The 16,007-nt window shown below is 74.3% G+C and carries 17 protein-coding genes; 3 read left to right on the forward strand and 14 right to left on the reverse strand.

All coding sequences use genetic code 11. From position 1 onward, the window contains the following. On the reverse strand, positions 1 to 969 hold the full coding sequence (locus tag RM425_RS08090) for a Rossmann-like and DUF2520 domain-containing protein (RefSeq protein ID WP_311344677.1): 969 nt from the start codon (positions 967 to 969) through the stop codon (positions 1 to 3). A gap of 291 nt (positions 970 to 1,260) precedes the next feature. On the opposite strand from RM425_RS08090, the gene RM425_RS08095 reads away from it, so the two are divergent. Beyond that, positions 1,261 to 2,010 carry an SDR family oxidoreductase gene (locus RM425_RS08095; RefSeq protein ID WP_311344678.1) on the forward strand — a complete coding sequence of 250 codons (750 nt, stop codon included), beginning with the start codon at positions 1,261 to 1,263 and terminating at the stop codon, positions 2,008 to 2,010. Between the two features lie 64 nt (positions 2,011 to 2,074). Here the strand turns inward: RM425_RS08095 and RM425_RS08100 are convergent, their stop codons facing one another. Further along, positions 2,075 to 3,598 carry a DUF6779 domain-containing protein gene (locus RM425_RS08100; protein ID WP_311344679.1) on the reverse strand — a complete coding sequence of 508 codons (1,524 nt, stop codon included), beginning with the start codon at positions 3,596 to 3,598 and terminating at the stop codon, positions 2,075 to 2,077. Between the two features lie 92 nt (positions 3,599 to 3,690). Between RM425_RS08100 and RM425_RS08105 the strand changes: the two genes are divergently transcribed. Further along, entirely contained in the window at positions 3,691 to 4,296 is a 606-nt protein-coding gene (locus RM425_RS08105) for a DUF1684 domain-containing protein (RefSeq protein ID WP_311344680.1), read from the forward strand. A 16-nt stretch (positions 4,297 to 4,312) separates the two neighbouring features. On the opposite strand, the gene RM425_RS08110 is transcribed toward RM425_RS08105, so the two are convergent. The 3 genes from RM425_RS08110 to RM425_RS08120 form a co-directional block, all read right to left on the reverse strand. Continuing rightward, positions 4,313 to 5,329: a glycine betaine ABC transporter substrate-binding protein gene (locus RM425_RS08110; RefSeq protein ID WP_311344681.1), complete on the reverse strand. Its 1,017-nt coding sequence runs from the start codon at positions 5,327 to 5,329 to the stop codon at positions 4,313 to 4,315. 127 nt (positions 5,330 to 5,456) lie between these two features. Continuing rightward, entirely contained in the window at positions 5,457 to 6,191 is a 735-nt protein-coding gene (locus tag RM425_RS08115; RefSeq protein WP_311344682.1) for an ABC transporter permease, read from the reverse strand. Beyond that, on the reverse strand, positions 6,188 to 6,886 hold the full coding sequence (locus tag RM425_RS08120; RefSeq protein ID WP_311344683.1) for an ABC transporter permease: 699 nt from the start codon (positions 6,884 to 6,886) through the stop codon (positions 6,188 to 6,190). The genes RM425_RS08115 and RM425_RS08120 overlap by 4 nt, the downstream gene beginning before the upstream one ends. A 26-nt stretch (positions 6,887 to 6,912) precedes the next feature. On the opposite strand from RM425_RS08120, the gene RM425_RS08125 reads away from it, so the two are divergent. Then, positions 6,913 to 8,109, forward strand: a complete 1,197-nt coding sequence (locus RM425_RS08125) for an ABC transporter ATP-binding protein (protein ID WP_311344684.1) — start codon at positions 6,913 to 6,915, stop codon at positions 8,107 to 8,109. Between the two features lie 19 nt (positions 8,110 to 8,128). On the opposite strand, the gene RM425_RS08130 is transcribed toward RM425_RS08125, so the two are convergent. From RM425_RS08130 to RM425_RS08170, 9 genes are all read right to left on the reverse strand, one after another. Further along, positions 8,129 to 8,635: a DUF3180 domain-containing protein gene (locus RM425_RS08130; RefSeq protein WP_311344685.1), complete on the reverse strand. Its 507-nt coding sequence runs from the start codon at positions 8,633 to 8,635 to the stop codon at positions 8,129 to 8,131. A gap of 10 nt (positions 8,636 to 8,645) precedes the next feature. Further along, positions 8,646 to 9,146 (reverse strand): 2-amino-4-hydroxy-6-hydroxymethyldihydropteridine diphosphokinase, encoded by a 501-nt coding sequence (folK, locus tag RM425_RS08135; RefSeq protein WP_311344686.1) that lies wholly within the window; start codon positions 9,144 to 9,146, stop codon positions 8,646 to 8,648. Then, complete coding sequence (gene folB, locus RM425_RS08140; RefSeq protein ID WP_311344687.1) at positions 9,143 to 9,529, reverse strand: dihydroneopterin aldolase; 387 nt, start codon at positions 9,527 to 9,529, stop codon at positions 9,143 to 9,145. Before folB ends, folK begins: the two co-directional genes overlap by 4 nt. Continuing rightward, entirely contained in the window at positions 9,522 to 10,370 is an 849-nt protein-coding gene (gene folP / locus RM425_RS08145) for a dihydropteroate synthase (RefSeq protein ID WP_311344688.1), read from the reverse strand. Before folP ends, folB begins: the two co-directional genes overlap by 8 nt. An 11-nt stretch (positions 10,371 to 10,381) precedes the next feature. Continuing rightward, positions 10,382 to 10,999: a GTP cyclohydrolase I FolE gene (gene folE, locus RM425_RS08150; protein ID WP_449495081.1), complete on the reverse strand. Its 618-nt coding sequence runs from the start codon at positions 10,997 to 10,999 to the stop codon at positions 10,382 to 10,384. Between the two features lie 4 nt (positions 11,000 to 11,003). Next, a complete protein-coding gene (gene ftsH, locus RM425_RS08155) occupies positions 11,004 to 12,986 on the reverse strand; it encodes an ATP-dependent zinc metalloprotease FtsH (RefSeq protein WP_311344689.1) in 1,983 nt (660 codons plus the stop codon). 222 nt (positions 12,987 to 13,208) lie between these two features. Further along, the gene (gene hpt / locus RM425_RS08160; RefSeq protein WP_311344690.1) at positions 13,209 to 13,793 is read right to left on the reverse strand and encodes a hypoxanthine phosphoribosyltransferase; all 585 of its coding nucleotides are present in this window, start codon (positions 13,791 to 13,793) and stop codon (positions 13,209 to 13,211) included. Next, positions 13,790 to 14,812: a tRNA lysidine(34) synthetase TilS gene (gene tilS, locus RM425_RS08165; RefSeq protein WP_311344691.1), complete on the reverse strand. Its 1,023-nt coding sequence runs from the start codon at positions 14,810 to 14,812 to the stop codon at positions 13,790 to 13,792. The genes hpt and tilS overlap by 4 nt, the downstream gene beginning before the upstream one ends. Positions 14,813 to 14,814: 2 nt before the next feature. Beyond that, positions 14,815 to 15,897, reverse strand: coding sequence for a zinc-dependent metalloprotease (locus RM425_RS08170; protein ID WP_311344692.1), 1,083 nt, complete (start codon positions 15,895 to 15,897; stop codon positions 14,815 to 14,817). Positions 15,898 to 16,007: the final 110 nt, after the last annotated feature.

Consider the following 16,007-nt stretch of genomic DNA (forward strand, 5'->3'; position numbering starts at 1 on the left):
TCACCCCTCCGCTCGCTCGCTCGCGAGGGAACCCGGACCGTGGCCGTAGCCGGCGGCGAGCAGGTCCAGCAGCGGCGCGCCCTCGTGCCGCTTCAGCCGGCCGGCGGCAAGCGCACGCTCGGTGGTCCGGCGGGCCATCGCGACGTAGCCGGCGACCGACTCCGGGGCCCGCTCGGCGAGGGTCTCCAGGTGGCTGCCGACCGTGCCGACGTCGCCCCGGCTGACCGGACCGGTGAGCCCGCGGTCGCCCCGGCGCAGGCCGTTGTCCAGCGCCGCGGTCAGCAGCGGCGCCAGGACGCGGGCCGGCTCGGCCACCCCGGCGGTGCGCAGCAGGTCCGCGGCCTCGGCGACGAGGGTGACCAGGTGGTTGGCGCCGGTGACCAGCGCCGCGTGGTAGAGCCCGCGATCGGACTCGGCGACGAAGAACGGCTCCCCGCCCATCTCCAGGACGAGGGTCTCGGCGACCGGCCGGTAGGCGGGGTGGCTGGTCACCCCGAAGGGGGACCCCTGGAGCCGGTCGGCGTCCTCGGGAGCGCCGGTGAAGGTCATCGCCGGATGCAGGGCCAGCGGCAGCACACCTGCCCGCTCGGCCGGGGCCAGCACGGCCAGGCCGTGCGCACCCGAGGTGTGGAAGGCCAGCTGGCCGGGCCGCCAGGCGCCGGTCTCGGCCAGCCCGGCGACCAGGCCCGGGAGGATGTCGTCGGGGACGGAGAGGACGACCAGGTCGGCGGCGGCGACCACCTGGTCGGCGGGCAGCAGCGGGACGCCGGGCAGCAGCCGGGCGGCGCGTTCGGCCGAGGCGGCGGACAGCCCCGAGGCGGCCACGACGTCGTGACCTGCGGCGGAGAGCGCGGCACCGACGACGGCGCCGACGCGGCCGGCGCCGATGATCCCCACGCGGAGTCGCGCGGGCGCATCGCTCGCTGCGGGGAGGCCGGCAGCGCGGACGTTCCTGCGGGCAGCAGGCATCGGTGCACCTCTCGTTCCAGTCCCGAACGGGTACCGGACGTCGGTTCCCGGCCCCCTGTCAGGAGCCGGTTCGTGCTGGTCGTGCAGGCAGTGCGTGGCGGGTCCTGCTGCAACCGGTCGTGTCGCGCAGGTTCCGCACTCGTGCAACGCCGGTGGAGAGTCTGGAACTCCCTCGACCACGGTGCAACGCGCGGGCGGTGTGGCATGGCTCACCCGAGGCGGCTTCGTGTTGGCCGGCGCCCGCCCCTAACGTGACCGGGAACACCCCACCAGCGACGAACGGGAGACGGCGTGAGCAGCTTCGAGGGAAAGACCGCCCTGGTGACCGGCGGCAGCCGCGGGATCGGCCTGGGCATCGCCCAGAGCCTGGTGAAGCGCGGGGCCCGGGTGGTGCTCACCGCCCGCAAGCCCGAGGCGCTCGCCGAGGCGGTGGAGTCGCTCGGCGGCTCCGACGTCGCCGTGGCGGTCGCAGGCAACGCCGGTGACGCCGAGCACCGCGCCGCGGCCGTGCGCACGGCCGTGGACACCTTCGGCAGCCTGGACATGCTGGTGGGCAACGTGGGGATCAACCCTGTCTACGGGCCGATGATGGACCTCGACCTCGGCGCCTTCCGCAAGATCCTGGACACCAACGTCGTCGCGTCGCTGGACCTGGTGCAGCAGGCGTGGCGGGCGTGGATGTCCGAGCACGGCGGCTCGGTGCTCTTCGTCGCCTCGGTGGCCGGCCTGCGCTCCTCGCAGAACATCGGCGGCTACGGCGTGAGCAAGGCCGCGGTCATCAACCTCACCACCCAGCTCGCGGTGGAGATGGGGCCGAAGGTCCGGGTCAACGCCGTCGCCCCGGCCGTCGTGAAGACCCGCTTCGCCGAGGCCCTCTTCGAGGGCCGGGAGGCCGAGGTCGCCTCCGGCTACCCGGCGGGCCGGCTGGGGGTTCCCGAGGACATCGGGGAGGCCGCGGCGTACCTGCTGGGCGACGGCGCCGGCTGGGTCACCGGCCAGACGCTGGTCCTGGACGGCGGCTCGGGCTCGCGCGGCCGCTGAACCCGGCCCCCTCGCAGGGTCCCGCCCCGAGCCTGCGAGGGGTGGGGGGCGAGGGGGTCCTTCATCAGTCCCGGCCGAGCACCCGGGAGAGCACGTCGTCGGACTCGTCGTCGTCCCGGTAGCGCCGGCGCCGGCGGCCACCGGCCGCCGGGCTGACGCCGTTCTCCGCCAGGATCTCGGCCAGCCGGTTCCCGCTGCCCGGTGAGGTGGTCGGACCCGGTGCGGCGTACTGCACGGGCGGGGACGGCGGGGTCGGCACCGCGACCCGGTAGCCACCCCGGTCCTCGATGCGGGTGCGGGGCGTCGGGCCCGGTCGCTCCGCCGTCGTGGCCTGCGCGCCCGGCAGCTCCGGCTGGTCCCCGCGCCGCCGTCGCGGCGAGGGCGGTGGCGGCTGCTGCCAGGCCTGCGGTGCGGCCGGGGTGTCCGGCGCGGCCGGTGCGCCCGGGGTGTCGAGCAGCTCGCGGGCCACCAGCCAGTCCAGCGGCGACGGCGGCGGCTCGACGGGGGGCGGCGGGAGCTGCTCCGGGGCGGCCGGGGACGACAGCGGGAACGACGTCGACGAGGGCGCGGCGCCGGGGGAATCCGGCTGTGCCGGCGTCGCGGCCGGAGGCGCTCCGGCCGGCGACGGCGGCGGCCCCAGCCGGGAGGGCTGCGGCCCGGCGAACATCGCCGTCGGGGGCGACGGCGTCCACGACCCGGTCGTGTGGGTCTCGCGGGCGCGCGGCTCCGCGGCCGGCGCCGGGCGGGCGTCGGTCCGCTCGACCCGGATCTGCTCGAACTGGCGGGTCTCCCGCGGCTCGTCGAGGTGGACCGCCGGCCACCCCCCGGTCAGTTCCCGCGGCGGCTCCTGGCTCCACGGCTGCCCGTCGAGCGTGCGCGCGGGCCCGTCCAGGCGGCCCGGCTCGCCCGGGAACCGGCTGGCCTGGGTGCGCATGACGATCCGCTCGACCAGCATCTCCGACGACAGCTGCTCGGTCAGCTCCACGCGTAGCCGCCCCATGTCGTCGCGGAGCTCGTGCAGCTGGCCCAGTTCCTGGCGCAGTGCGCCCAGCGCGACGATGTCCTCGCGCAGCGCGGCCAGTGCGACGATGTCCTCCCGCAGCGCGGCCACGCGCGCCACCTCGTCGCGCAGCGCGGAGAGCCCGGCGATGTCCGAGCGGAGCGCCGCCACCCCCGAGACCTGGTCCCGCAGGTCGGCCAGCGCCGCGAGCTCGCTGCGGAGGGCGTCGACCTCCTCGCGCATCGACTGCTCGGTCTCGCGGCGCAGCTCGTTCTCGAGCTCCAGCTCGTACTCGCGCCGGGCGGCGACCTCGAGGTCGAGCTCGTGCTCGTAGGCCCGGCGCAGCTGCGCCTCGCGGGCGGCGGCCGCCTGCCGGTCGCCGCCGCGACGGCCGGCGGCGAAGGTCGCGAGCACGAATGCCCAGGCCACGGCGACGACGGCGATCCGCAGGTACTGCGGGTTGTCGGTGAGGAAGACGGCCAGGGTGGCGCCCGCCGCGAGCAGGAACCCCCCGGCGACGACCAGGACGCGGCGACCGGGGACGGCGGGGGCCCCGGCAGCGACGTCGTCGTCCTGGCGGCGGGGCATGCACCAAGAGTAGCGGCGCGCGACCCTCCGTCCCACTCTCCGACGGGCGGCGTCCCGGGCGTCTCCTCGCCGGTCGGTGCGACAGTGGGACGGTGACCTTGTCGCTGCTGGACTGGCGCCGCCGCACCTCCGCGCTCTACGCCGCCGCCCGCGCGGCGGCCGACCCGGAGGTGGGCTGGCGGACCTGGCGGGACGGCCGCGACGAGCTGTTCGCGACCCACCCCGACTCCCCGCTGGACGACGCCGCACGCGCGGCGTTCCGCGGGCTGCCGTTCGCTCCCTACGACCCGGCGCTGCGGTTCGAGCCCGTCCTGGAGGCAGCTCCCCCGGGTCGGCTGGAGATCCCCACCGCCGCCGACGGCAGCGTTCCGCTGGAGCGGATCGGTGCGGTGACGCTGCCGGGACTGGGCCGGCTGGACGTCTGGTGGGTGGCCCTCTACGGCGGCGGGGTGTTCCTGCCGCTGCGCGACGGGACGGCGGGCCGCACGACCTATGGCGGCGGCCGCTACCTGCTGGACACCGTCAAGGGCGCCGATCACGGATCGGACGGCGAGCGGCTGGTGGTCGACCTGAACCTCGCCTACCACCCGTCGTGCGCCTACGACCCCCGCTGGTCGTGTCCGCTGGCGCCCGAGGGGAACCGGCTCGGGGACCCGGTCGCCGCCGGGGAGCAGGTGCCCCCCGGCGGCTGGTACTGACCGGTCGTGTTCGGGATCAGCCCTGGGCGAGCGCGCCGTCGGAGCTGAAGACGAGGCCGACCGAGACCTCGCCCTGCTGGATGGCCGCCTTGGTCAGCGGGCCGCCGGCGTCGAGCTCGCGGAAGCTCTCGAACTCCAGCCCGTAGGTCTCTTCGAGGCCGGGCTGGCAGAACGGCCGGGTCGGGCACTCGGTGGGCCCGCCCAGGATCAGCGATCCGTCACCGCAGGCCTCGGCCAGCTCGGAGAGGGTGCTGACTCCCAGCTCGTCGGCGAACTCCTGGGTCACGGCGAAGGCGTTCTGGTCGGCGGCTTCCGACGGCTCGCCGAACACCAGGCCGACCTCGGCGGCCAGCGGCTCGAGGGCGGCGACGGTCTCCTCGACGTCGCCGCTGGCGACCGGCTCGGGGTTGGCGCCGTTGACCCGCGTGTTCAGGGCCTCGGTGACCGTCGAGAGGTACTCCGGGAACACCTGGATCTCGGCGCCCTCGACCAGCGCGGAGAGGTAGAGGTCCCGGCTGCCGACCTCGCGGGCCGACGCGTCGAAACCGGCAGCGTCGAGCACCTCGGCGTAGATGTTCGCGAGGATCGTGGACTCGGTGAAGTTGGCCCCGCCCACGACCACGGTGCCGCTGCCCTGCTCGAGGCCGTCGGTGACGCCGCTCTCCTCGACCCACTCCGCGGCGACCGCCTCGGCGCTCTCGCGCTGCAGGTCCACGGCGGCGTTGAGCTCGATCAGCTGCTCGGTGGTCAGGGCCTCCGACACGGCATTCAGCGCCGGGAGGAGGGCCGGGTTCGCCTCGGCCGTCGCCGCCGTGACGGCCGGGACGATGTTGTCGGCGTTCTGCAGGTTCTCGTCGTCCTCGAGGACGACGAGCTGGTCGCCCGCGACGGGGGCGCAGGCCTCGCCCGAGGCCGTACCGCCCTCGTTGCCGCTGCCGCCGTTCCCGCCGCCGGAGGAACCGGACTCCCCGCAGGCGGCGGTGAGAGCCACCGCCATCGCGAGAGGAGCTACCAGTCGGATACGCGTGCGCATGGTGCCCGCCTTCTGTGTCCCGTGACCACCCTGTTGCAGCCACGCGTGTCTGGCGGGAGGACTCCCGCAGTGGTCATCGAACCGAAGAGTTGCGCGCAACGCAATGCGATTCTGCATCGATCCGATATCAGAGCGGTACGCCGCTCGCCGTCGGCTCCGGGATCCCCGCGACCGTGCGCCGGCGGAGCCTGGGGAGCGACGGGCGCCCCGCACCGGGTGTCACCACCCGGGAGAGGAGCACCAGCGCCAGCTCGGTGAGCAGCGCGAGCGTCGCGATGAGGAGCGCTCCGGCGATGATCTGGCCGTAGTCCTGCTGGCCGAAGCCGAGATTCACGATCCGGCCCAGCCCGCCGCCCCCGACCAGGGCAGCCAGGCCGGCCGTCGCCACGACCTGCACGGCCGCAGTGCGCAGGCCGGTCATGACCAGCGGCATCGCGAGCGGGAGTTCCACCCGGGCGATCACCTGCCGCCGACTCAGGCCCATGCCCCGCGCCGCCTCCCGGACGTCGGCGTCCACGCCGCGGAAGCCGACGAAGGTGTTGGTCAGGATCGGCGGGAACGCGAAGACGGCGAGCGCGATCGTGGTCGCCCGATTGCCGAACCCGATCGGGCTGACGGCGAAGAGCGTGAGCAGGGCCAAGGTCGGCACGGCACGGCTCACGTTGGACACCACGACGACGACGCCGCTCCCCCGGCCCGACGTCGCCAGGGCGATCGCCACCGGGACGGCGAGGACGAGGGCCGCGAGGACGGCGACGGCGGAGATGACCAGGTGCTCGCCGAGCAGCTCCAGGATGCCGCCGCGGCGGGTCCAGTTGAGCGGGTCGTTGAGGTAGACCAGCGCGTCGCCGAAGCCGCTCACGACCGCGCCGCCCGCGTCCAGGGGGTGAGCAGCCGCTCGACGCCGGCCAGCAGCACGTCGGCGACCAGGGCCAGCAGCACGCATCCGACGGCGCCGGTGACGATCTCCGCGCGGTAGAAGTTGGCGTTGAACCCGCCGGTGATCAGCTGGCCGAGACCGCCGTGGCCGACGAGCACGCCCACCGTGGTGAGGGCGACCGTCGAGACGGTGGCGATCCGGAGCCCGGCCATGAACGCCGGCAGCGCCAGCGGGAGCTCGATCTGCCAGAAGCGGCGCAGCGCGCCGTATCCCATGCCCCGCGCCGCCTCCTGGACGTCGGCCGGGACGCCCTGCAGGCCGACGAGGAAGTTGCGCACCAGGATGACCAGCGAGTACGCGGTCAGCCCGATGAGCACCGTCATCGCCGAGAGCCCGGTGAACGGGAAGATGAACGCGAACATCGCCAGCGACGGGATCGTGTAGACGACCGTGGACAGGCCCAGCACCGCCCCGCCGAGGAAGCGGCTGCGGCGCGCGAGCAGTGCCAGCGGCAGTGCGATCGCCGTGCCGATGAGGACCGCGCCGATCGTCAGGCGGACGTGCTCGCCCAGGTAGCCCATGATGGTGTCCCAGTTGTCGGCCACGTACGAGCCGTCGAACCAGGGATTGGGTGCCGCGTCCACCGCGAGCACCGGGTCCGCCCCCGCGCTCAGCACCGGGCGCCGTCCAGGAAGGCCACGACGTGGACGCTACTGCGCAGGCCGGTCACCCGGCGAGCGCGACGGACGCCGCCCCCGCCGTCGACATCCGGCTCGAGGGGATCAGCAAGGTCTACGCCGACGGCACCGTCGGTGTGGCCGAGCTCGACCTCGCCTTCGCCGCCGGCGAGCTGACCGTGCTGGTGGGCCCCTCCGGCTGCGGCAAGACCACCACCATGAAGATGATCAACCGGCTCATCGAGCCGACGACCGGGCGGATCCTGCTCGGCGGCGAGGACGTCACGCGGGCCGACCCCGAGCAGCTGCGCCGGCGCATCGGGTACGTCATCCAGAGCATCGGGCTCTTCCCGCACCAGACGGTGCGCACCAACGTGGGCACGGTGCCGCGGCTGCTCGGCTGGGACAAGGACCGCATCCGCACGCGGGTGGACGAGCTGCTGGCGACGGTCGGGCTGGACCCGGCGGCCCACGGGGACCGGTATCCCGCCCAGCTGTCCGGAGGTCAGCGGCAGCGGGCCGGCGTCGCCCGCGCGCTGGCCGCCGATCCGCCCGTGCTGCTCGTCGACGAGCCGTTCTCCGCCGTCGACCCGGTGGTGCGCGAGCGTCTCCAGTCGGAGTTCCTGCGGCTGCAGCAGGCCGTCCGCAAGACGATCGTGTTCGTCACCCACGACATCGAGGAGGCCGTCCGGATCGGCGACCGGATCGCCGTGATGAGCCAGGGTGGCCGGGTCGAGCAGTACGCCACCCCCGCCGAACTGCTCGGCCGTCCGGCCAACGACTTCGTGGCCGACTTCGTGGGCGCGGACCGGGGCCTCAAGCGGCTGGCCGTCACCGGCATCGACCCCGGGGACCTGGAGCGGCCGCCGGTCGTGCACGTCGCGGACGGTCTGGCCGACGCCCGCAGCGCGCTGGAGCACGCGGGGGCACGCTGGGCCGTCGTCCTCGACGACCAGGAGAACCTGCACGGCTGGCTGTCGGCCGACCACGCCGGTGGGCCCGGGACCGTCGGTTCGGTCGCCCGGCGCATGGAGGCGTGGGTGCCCGCCGACTCCTCGCTCAAGGCCGCGTTCGCCACGATGCTGCAGCACGAGGCCGGCTGGGTCGCGGTGCTGGATGGGGACCGCTTCCTCGGCGTGCTCACCCCCGAGTCGCTGCACGCCGCGCTGCGCCGCTCGGTCGAGGGAACCGTGCCCGAGACCGCGGGCGCCACCCTCGCCTGATCGTCCCGCCACCGCACGGTCAGGCGGAGACGCCCTCGGACGGCTCCTGCTCCTCCGGCGGGATGCGGCAGACCGACTCGAGCCAGAGCGCAGCAGCGACCAGGGCGAGGGAGCAGACCACCCCGATCACCGCGGTGACCGTGTCGCTGCGTGCGTCCTGCACCCGGCCGGCGAGCGGGCCCACGTGCGCCAGGACCCCGCCCCACACGCCCGCGAAGACCGCACCGACGTAGGCGCTGGCCTGGGCGAGCACGGCGACCCGTGCGACCAGCAGCGGCTCGACCAGGCGGGCGGCCCGCTCCCCCGCCCGCGGTGCGCGGCCCGCGCGCGCCGTGCGCTGGGCGGCCAGCCGGGCCCGCAGGGTGCGCGCTCCCAGCGCCTCGACCAGGGCGAGCACCGCCAGCGACACCGGCAGCCACCAGTCCAGGGCGGGCAGCTCGCCGTACCAGGCGCGGACCAGCAGCCAGGCGGCCACGGCCAGCCCTCCGGCGAGGACGACGAGGTCACGACGGCGCACCGGGGTCATCGGAGGCGGGTCACCCCTCGTGCCACGGGACGACGGCGGCGACCTCGGCGGGGTCGAGGGCCGCGACCAGGTCACCGACCCGCCCGCGCCCGGGCAGCTCGGCGTCGGCGTCCACGGCCAGCCACGGCACGAGCACGAACGCCCGCTCGTGCGCCCGCGGGTGCGGCAGCGTCAGCTCCGGGTCGTCGGCGACGACGGGCTCCCCGTGCTCGCCGGTGACGGTCACGACGTCGACGTCGAGGGTGCGCGCACCCCAGCGGACCTCCCGCGTGCGCCCGGCGGCCTGCTCCAGCTCGTGCGCGCGGGCCAGCCAGGCCCGGGCGTCCCGGTCGCCGCCCAGGACGGCGACCGCGTTCAGGTACGGCGGCTGTCGGACCGGCCCCCAGGGTGGGGTCTCGTAGAGGCCGGAGTGCGCCAGGGGGCCGTCCTCGGCCAGCGCGGCGAGGGCCGCGCGGAGGGTGCCGGCCCGATCGCCCAGGTTGGCGCCCAACGAGAGGACGACCCGGCTCACGCGCGCTCGCGCCGGATGCTCACGGCCACGTCGTCGAAGGGCACGCCCAGCTCGGCCTGCGGCTTGTGCACGGTGATCTCCACCGCCTCGACGAGCGGGTCGGCCAGGCAGACGTCGGCCAGCCGCTGGCAGAGGGTCTCCAGCAGGTCGACCGGCTCGCCGGCCAGCACGTGGTGCAGCTTCTGGGCGAGGTCGGCGTAGTTGACCGTGAGCGCGAGGTCGTCGCCGGCCGCGGCGGGCGCGGTGTCCAGCTCGAGGACGGCGTCGACCGTGAAGATCTGCCCGCGCTCGCGCTCGAACGCGTAGACGCCGTGGTGGGCGTGGGCGCGCACGCCGCGCAGCGCGATGCGGTCGGGACGACGGGCGGAGGGGCGATCAGCCACGACGGGCTCCTCGGGAGGCGCGGACGGCGTCCAGTGTGCGCAGCGCGTCCACCGACGCGCCGGCGTCGTGCACCCGCACGCCCCAGGCGCCGGCCTGGGCGGCCAACACGGTCGTCGCCAGCGTGGCGGCGTCGCGCTCGTCGGCCGGCCTCGGTGAACCGTCGGCGCCGGCGAGCAGCCGTCCCAGGAACGTCTTGCGGGAGGCGCCGACCAGCACCGGCAGGCCCAGTGAGGTCAGCCGGTCCAGCCCGGCCAGCAGCGCCCAGTTGTGCTCGGCGCGCTTGGCGAAGCCGAGACCCGGGTCCAGGACGAGCTGCTCGGGCGCGACGCCCGCGGCCACGACGTCCTCGACCCGGGCGGTGAGCTCGGCGGTGACCTCGGTGACCACGTCGCCGTACTGCGCGGCCGCGTACATCTCCCGGCTGTGCCCGCGCCAGTGCATGAGCACCCACGGAACGCGGGCCTCGGCGACGAGGTCGGCCATGTTCTTGTCCGCCAGGCCGCCGCTGACGTCGTTGACCAGCTCCGCACCGGCGGCCAGCGCCGCCTCGGCGACCTCGGCGCGGGTGGTGTCCACGCTGGTACGCACGCCCGCCGCCGCCAGCTCACGGATCACCGGCACCACCCGGCTGCACTCCTCGCCGGCGTCGACGCGGTCGGCGCCGGGGCGGGTGGACTCCCCGCCGACGTCGACGTAGTCGGCCCCGGCCGCATGCATGGCCAGGCCGTGCGCGACCGCCGTCGCCGGGTCGGAGAAGCAGCCGCCGTCGGAGAACGAGTCGGGCGTGACGTTGAGGACGCCCATCACCACGCACCGGCCGGGGCGGGGCAGCGGGATCATCGGGAACTCCCTCAGCGACCCAGCACGAGGCTCATCGCCTCGCTGCGGGTGGCGGGGTTGTCCCGGAAGATCCCGCGCACCGCGGAGGTGACCGTGGTGGTGCCGGGCTTGCGGATGCCCCGCATCGCCATGCACAGGTGCTCGGCCGCGATGACGACGATCACGCCCTGCGGCTTGAGGACGTCGTTCAGGGCGTCGGCGATCTGGCGGGTCAGCCGCTCCTGCACCTGGGGGCGGCGGGCGTAGACCTCGACCAGCCGGGCCACCTTCGACAGGCCGGTCACCCGGCCGTCGACGCCCGGGATGTAGCCGACGTGCGCGACCCCGTGGAAGGGCACCAGGTGGTGCTCGCAGGTCGAGTACATCGCGATGTCCTTGACCAGTACGAGCTCGTCGTGGTTCTCGTCGAACGTCGTCGCCAGGATCTCGTACGGGTCCTGCCAGAGCCCGGCGAAGGTCTCGGCGTAGGCACGGGCGACGCGCGCAGGGGTGTCCTGCAGCCCGGGCCGGTCGGGGTCCTCGCCCACCGCCACCAGCAGCTCCCGGACGGCCGCCTCCGCGCGGGCGGAGTCGATCCGGTCGAACGCGGGCGCGACCCGGTCGTCGGGCTCGACCGGGATCTCGCTCACGAGCTCACCGCTGGACCGGCGCGCCGACGTCCCCGACCGGCATCGGGTCGGCACCGGCCGATCCGTTCTGGCCGGCCCGCTCCGATGGCGTGAGGACGGGGGGCTGGTCCGACGGTGTGCGCTTGCCGAAGCCGTTGTACGGGGCCAGCGAGGGACGCTTGGTGACCGGCGCGCAGATCCGCGCCATGTCCTCCTTGGACAGCGTCTCCTTCTCCATGAGCTCGAGGACGAGCTGGTCGAGGACGTGCCGGTGCTCGACCAGGATCTCCCAGGCCTCGTCGTGGGCGGCCTCGATCAGGGCGCGGATCTCCGCGTCGATGTCGGCGGCCACGGCCTCGGAGTAGTCGGGCCGGGAGCCCATGTCGCGGCCGAGGAACGGCTCGGCGTCGGTGCTGCCGTACTTGACCGCGCCGAGCTTGGCGCTCATGCCGTACTGGGTGACCATCGCGCGGGCCATGGAGGTGGCCTTCTCGATGTCGTTCCCCGCACCGGTGGTCGGCTCGTGGAAGACCAGCTCCTCGGCAGCGCGCCCGCCGAGGGCGTAGGCCAGCGTGTCGATCATCTCCGAGCGGGTCTGGGTGTACTTGTCCTCGGTCGGCAGCACGAGGGTGTGCCCGAGCGAGCGGCCGCGCGGCAGGATCGTCACCTTGTGCACGGGGTCGAGGTTCGGCAGCGCGTGCGCCACGAGAGCGTGCCCGCCCTCGTGGTAGGCGGTCACCTTCTTCTCCTTCTCGCTCATCGCCCGCGTCTTGCGCTCGGGGCCGGCGATGACGCGGTCGATCGCCTCCTCGAGGGTCTCGTCGGTGATCAGCGAGCCGTTGTTGCGCGCGGTCAGCAGCGCACCCTCGTTGAGCACGTTGGCGAGGTCCGCGCCGGTGAAACCGGGGGTGCGTCGGGCGACGGTCTCCAGGTCGACGTCGGGCGCGAGCGGCTTGCCCTTGGCGTGCACCTCCAGGATCCGCTTGCGGCCCAGGAGGTCGGGACGGTCGACGGCGATCTGGCGGTCGAAGCGGCCCGGGCGCAGCAGCGCCGGGTCGAGGACGTCCGGCCGGTTAGTCGCGGCGATCAGGATGACCCCGCCCTTGACGTCGAAGCCGTCCATCTCGACGAGCATCTGGTTGAGCGTCTGCTCGCGCTCGTCGTGGCCGCCGCCCATGCCGGCGCCGCGCTGCCGGCCGACGGCGTCGATCTCGTCGACGAAGATGATCGCCGGGGCGTTCTCCTTGGCCTGGGTGAACAGGTCGCGGACACGGCTGGCGCCGACACCGACGAACATCTCCACGAAGTCCGAGCCGGAGATGGAGAAGAACGGCACGCCGGCCTCACCCGCGACGGCGCGGGCGAGCAGCGTCTTGCCGGTCCCGGGCGGGCCGAACAGCAGGACACCCTTGGGGATCTTCGCGCCCACGGCCTGGAACTTGACCGGGTTCTGCAGGAAGTCCTTGATCTCCTGCAGCTCCTCGATCGCCTCGTCGGCGCCGGCCACGTCGCCGAACGTCGTCTTCGGCATGTCCTTGGTCAACTGCTTGGCCTTGGACTTGCCGAAGGCCATGACGCCCCGGCCGCCACCCTGCATCGAGTTGAACAGCCAGAAGAGCAGCAGCAGGATCAGCAGGATCGGCAGGAAGCTGATCAGCAGACTGGCCAGCAGGCTGTCCTGGGTGACGTTGGTGTCGAACTCGGCGTCCTCACCCTCGCCGACACCGGAGGCGAGGTCGAAGATCTCGTCCTCGGCGCCGATCGGGTAGGAGGCGGTGATCTGCTCGCTGCCGTCGACGGCCTCGGCGAGGTCGAGGTCGACCGTCTGCTCGCGGTCGTTGATCGTGACGCTCTCGACGTTGTCCTCGCGCAACTGCTCGAGCGCCACGGAGGTCGAGACCTCCTGGTACTCGCTGCCGCCGCGGAACAGGGACGAGAGCGTGAGGGCCAGGAGGACGACGATGACGACCCAGAACCACACGGAGCGGTAGAACTTCTTACGTTCCATACACCGATGCCGGGCACCGGCTGAGCCGGTCTGCCCGTCGACCCTCCTGATCGTCCGGTGACACTGCCTGCGACCCGGGCAGCCCCGGCGCTCTGCGCAGCGTCGTCGGCCCCGACGGTACACCGGAGGACCTGTGCATTCCCTGGCCGCGAGCCAGAAGCACCCCTCCGTGGTGGGGCGGTCGCAGGTCCGGACGAGCGCGGCCCGGAGGGCCGACGAGGACTACTGGTAGACCTCGGGCTTGAGGGTCGCGATGTAGGGCAGGTCGCGGTACCGCTCGGCGTAGTCCAGGCCGTAGCCGACGACGAACTCGTTGGGGATGTCGAAGCCGATGTACTTCACCGGCACGTCGACCTTGACCGCGCCCGGCTTGCGCAGCAGCGCGCACACCTCGAGCGAGGCCGGCGCCCGGCCGCCGAGGTTCTTCAGCAGCCAGGACAGCGTCAGCCCGGAGTCGATGATGTCCTCGAGCACAAGCACGTGCGTGTCGGCGATGTCGCGGTTGAGGTCCATGAGGATGCGCACCACGCCGGAGGAGCTGGTGGCCGAGCCGTAGGAGGAGACGGCCATGAACTCCATCTGCGTCGGCAGCTGCAGCGCCCGCGCGAAGTCGCTCATGAACAGCACCGCGCCCTTGAGGACTCCGACGAGGAGCACTTCCTTGCCCGCGTAGTCGTCGGCGATCTGCGCGGCGAGCTCGCCGATCTTGGCCTGGATCTGCTCCTCGCTCAGGAGCACGTGGTCGATGTCGGGTCCGTAGCCGTGGTCGGGGCCGAGCGCCCCGGTACTGGTCGCAGACTCGCTCACGCGTCGGGCTCCTCGCGGTCGTGGGGTGCTGGTGGCGGACCGCCGCCGTTGCGCACGGGTACCAGGTTCAGGGTGCCAGACACCCGGACGACGCCCGCGCCGCCCGGCAGGTCGACCCGGCCCTGCCCCCGCCAGCGCACCAGCAGCGCATCGACGGCGTCCAGGTGCACCGCCTGCAGGTCCGGCACCCCCCCAGCGCGCAGCCACCCCCGGAGCACCCGCGTGCGCAGCGCCGCGGGCAGCTCGGCGACGGGTGCGGCCGGCAGGCCGTCGTCGCAGCTCAGCGCGGCGAGCCGGCCGGCGGCCAGGTCGTCGAGCGCGTCGACGTCGGCCCGCAGCAGCGCGGCGGTGCGGGCCAGAGCGGGCGCGACCCCACCGCCGAGGACCTGCTCCAGCAGCGGCAGCACCTCGGTCCGCAGGCGCACGCGGGTGTAGGCGGGATCGTCGTTCCACGGGTCGTCCCAGACGGCCAGGTCCTGGGCTGCGCAGGCGGCCCGCGTCGTCGTCCGCCGGACGCCGAGCAGCGGCCGCCACCAGGTGGTGCCGCCGGTGCGGCGGTGCTCGACCATGCCGGCCACCGAGCGGGGGCCCGAGCCGCGGCCGAGGCCGAGCAGCACCGTCTCGGCCTGGTCGTCCAGCGTGTGCCCCAGCGCCACCCGCGCGTCCTGCTCGGCCGCGGCGCGGGCGAGCGCGGCGTACCGGGCGGTGCGCGCCGCGCCCTCCGGTCCGCCGCCCGCCCCCACGTCCACCGCGACGACGAGCACAGGTGCGAGACCGAGGTCTCGCAGCACCGCGGCGGTCTGCCGCGCACGCTCCGCCGAGCCGGTCTGCAGCCCGTGGTCGACCGTGACGGCGCCGGCCGGCACCCCGGCACGGGGCGCCTCGAACGCGACGGCGGCGGCGAGCGCCAGGGAGTCGGCTCCCCCACTGCAGGCGACGAGCACCGGCCGGTCCTCCGCGGTCAGGCCCGGACGGACGGCGCTGCGCAGCTGGGCGACCGCCGGATCGGGGCCGGCCACGCTCAGGCGGGGATGGCCGGGCGCCCCAGCACCCGCTCGACCCAGCGCTCCGGAGCGGTGAGCTCCTCGATGAGCGGCAGGTTCTCCGGCCGGGCCCACACCTGGTTGAAGCCGTCCATCCCGGCCCGGTCGATCACCCCGCCCACGAACACCCGGCCGTCGGCGTACTGCTTCATCTTCTGCTCCAGCCCGAGCAGCCGGCGCAGCACGCGGTCGATCGGCCCCCGGCCCTTGCGGCGCTGGGCGAACCGCTTGCGCAGCGTGCGCACCGTCGGCACGACGTCCGGCCCGACGCCGTCCATCACGTACTCGGCGTGCCCCTCGACCAGGCTCATGACGGCGGTGATCCGGTCGAGCACCGCGCGCTGGCGAGGGTCCTTGATCAGCGCCATGAGGCCCTCGGACTCGCCGTCGTCCCCGCGCACCGCGTCGGTGAGGCCGCGCAGCACGTCCTGCAGGCGCTCGCGCAGGACGTCGGTGGTGAGGTCGGTGGCCTCGACGAACTCCTCGATCTGGCTCTCGAGGTAGGGGCGCAGCCACGGCACGGCGGTGAACTGCAGCTGGTGGGTGACCTCGTGCAGGCACACCCAGAGCCGGAAGTCCGACGGGTCGACGCCCAGCTTCTGCTCGGTCGCCACGATGTTGGGAGCGACGAGGAGCAGCCGCCCACCGGTGCCGAACACCTCGTACTGGCCGAGGACGCGGGAGCTGAGGAACGCCAGGACGCCACCGGCCTGGACGCCGGTCACCCGCGAGCCGATGGCCGTGGCCAGGGCACCGGGCCGGCTGCCGGTCCGCTCGGCCAGCGCGTCGACCAGCGGATCGAGCAGCGCGGCCATCCCGCGGGCGTTGGCGTCGACCCAGCCGGGACGGTCGACGACGGCGACCTCGGGCAGCGCACCTCCGGGCACGGCGGTCATCCCGGTCAGGCGCTCGACGTGCGCGACGGCGACGGCCGCGGCCTCGTGCAGCTCGCGGACGACGGCCGCGGCGTCCTGACGGGTGGTCCGCGGACCCGGGCCGGCGAGTCGGCGGGCGGTGCGGCCGGCGAGGTCCCAGTCGACCATCGAGGAGGCGCTACTCATCGATTCACCGTAGGCCCTCCTGCAGGGGCCCGCCGCGAGCGTGCGAGCGGTGGGGGGCAGAAAAAGGACTCCGCCCTCCCCGACCTTCGCAAGCTCAGGCCGGGACCCGG

This window comes from Blastococcus goldschmidtiae (genome assembly GCF_031845325.1).
GTDB classification, from domain to species: Bacteria; Actinomycetota; Actinomycetes; order Mycobacteriales; family Geodermatophilaceae; genus Blastococcus; species Blastococcus goldschmidtiae.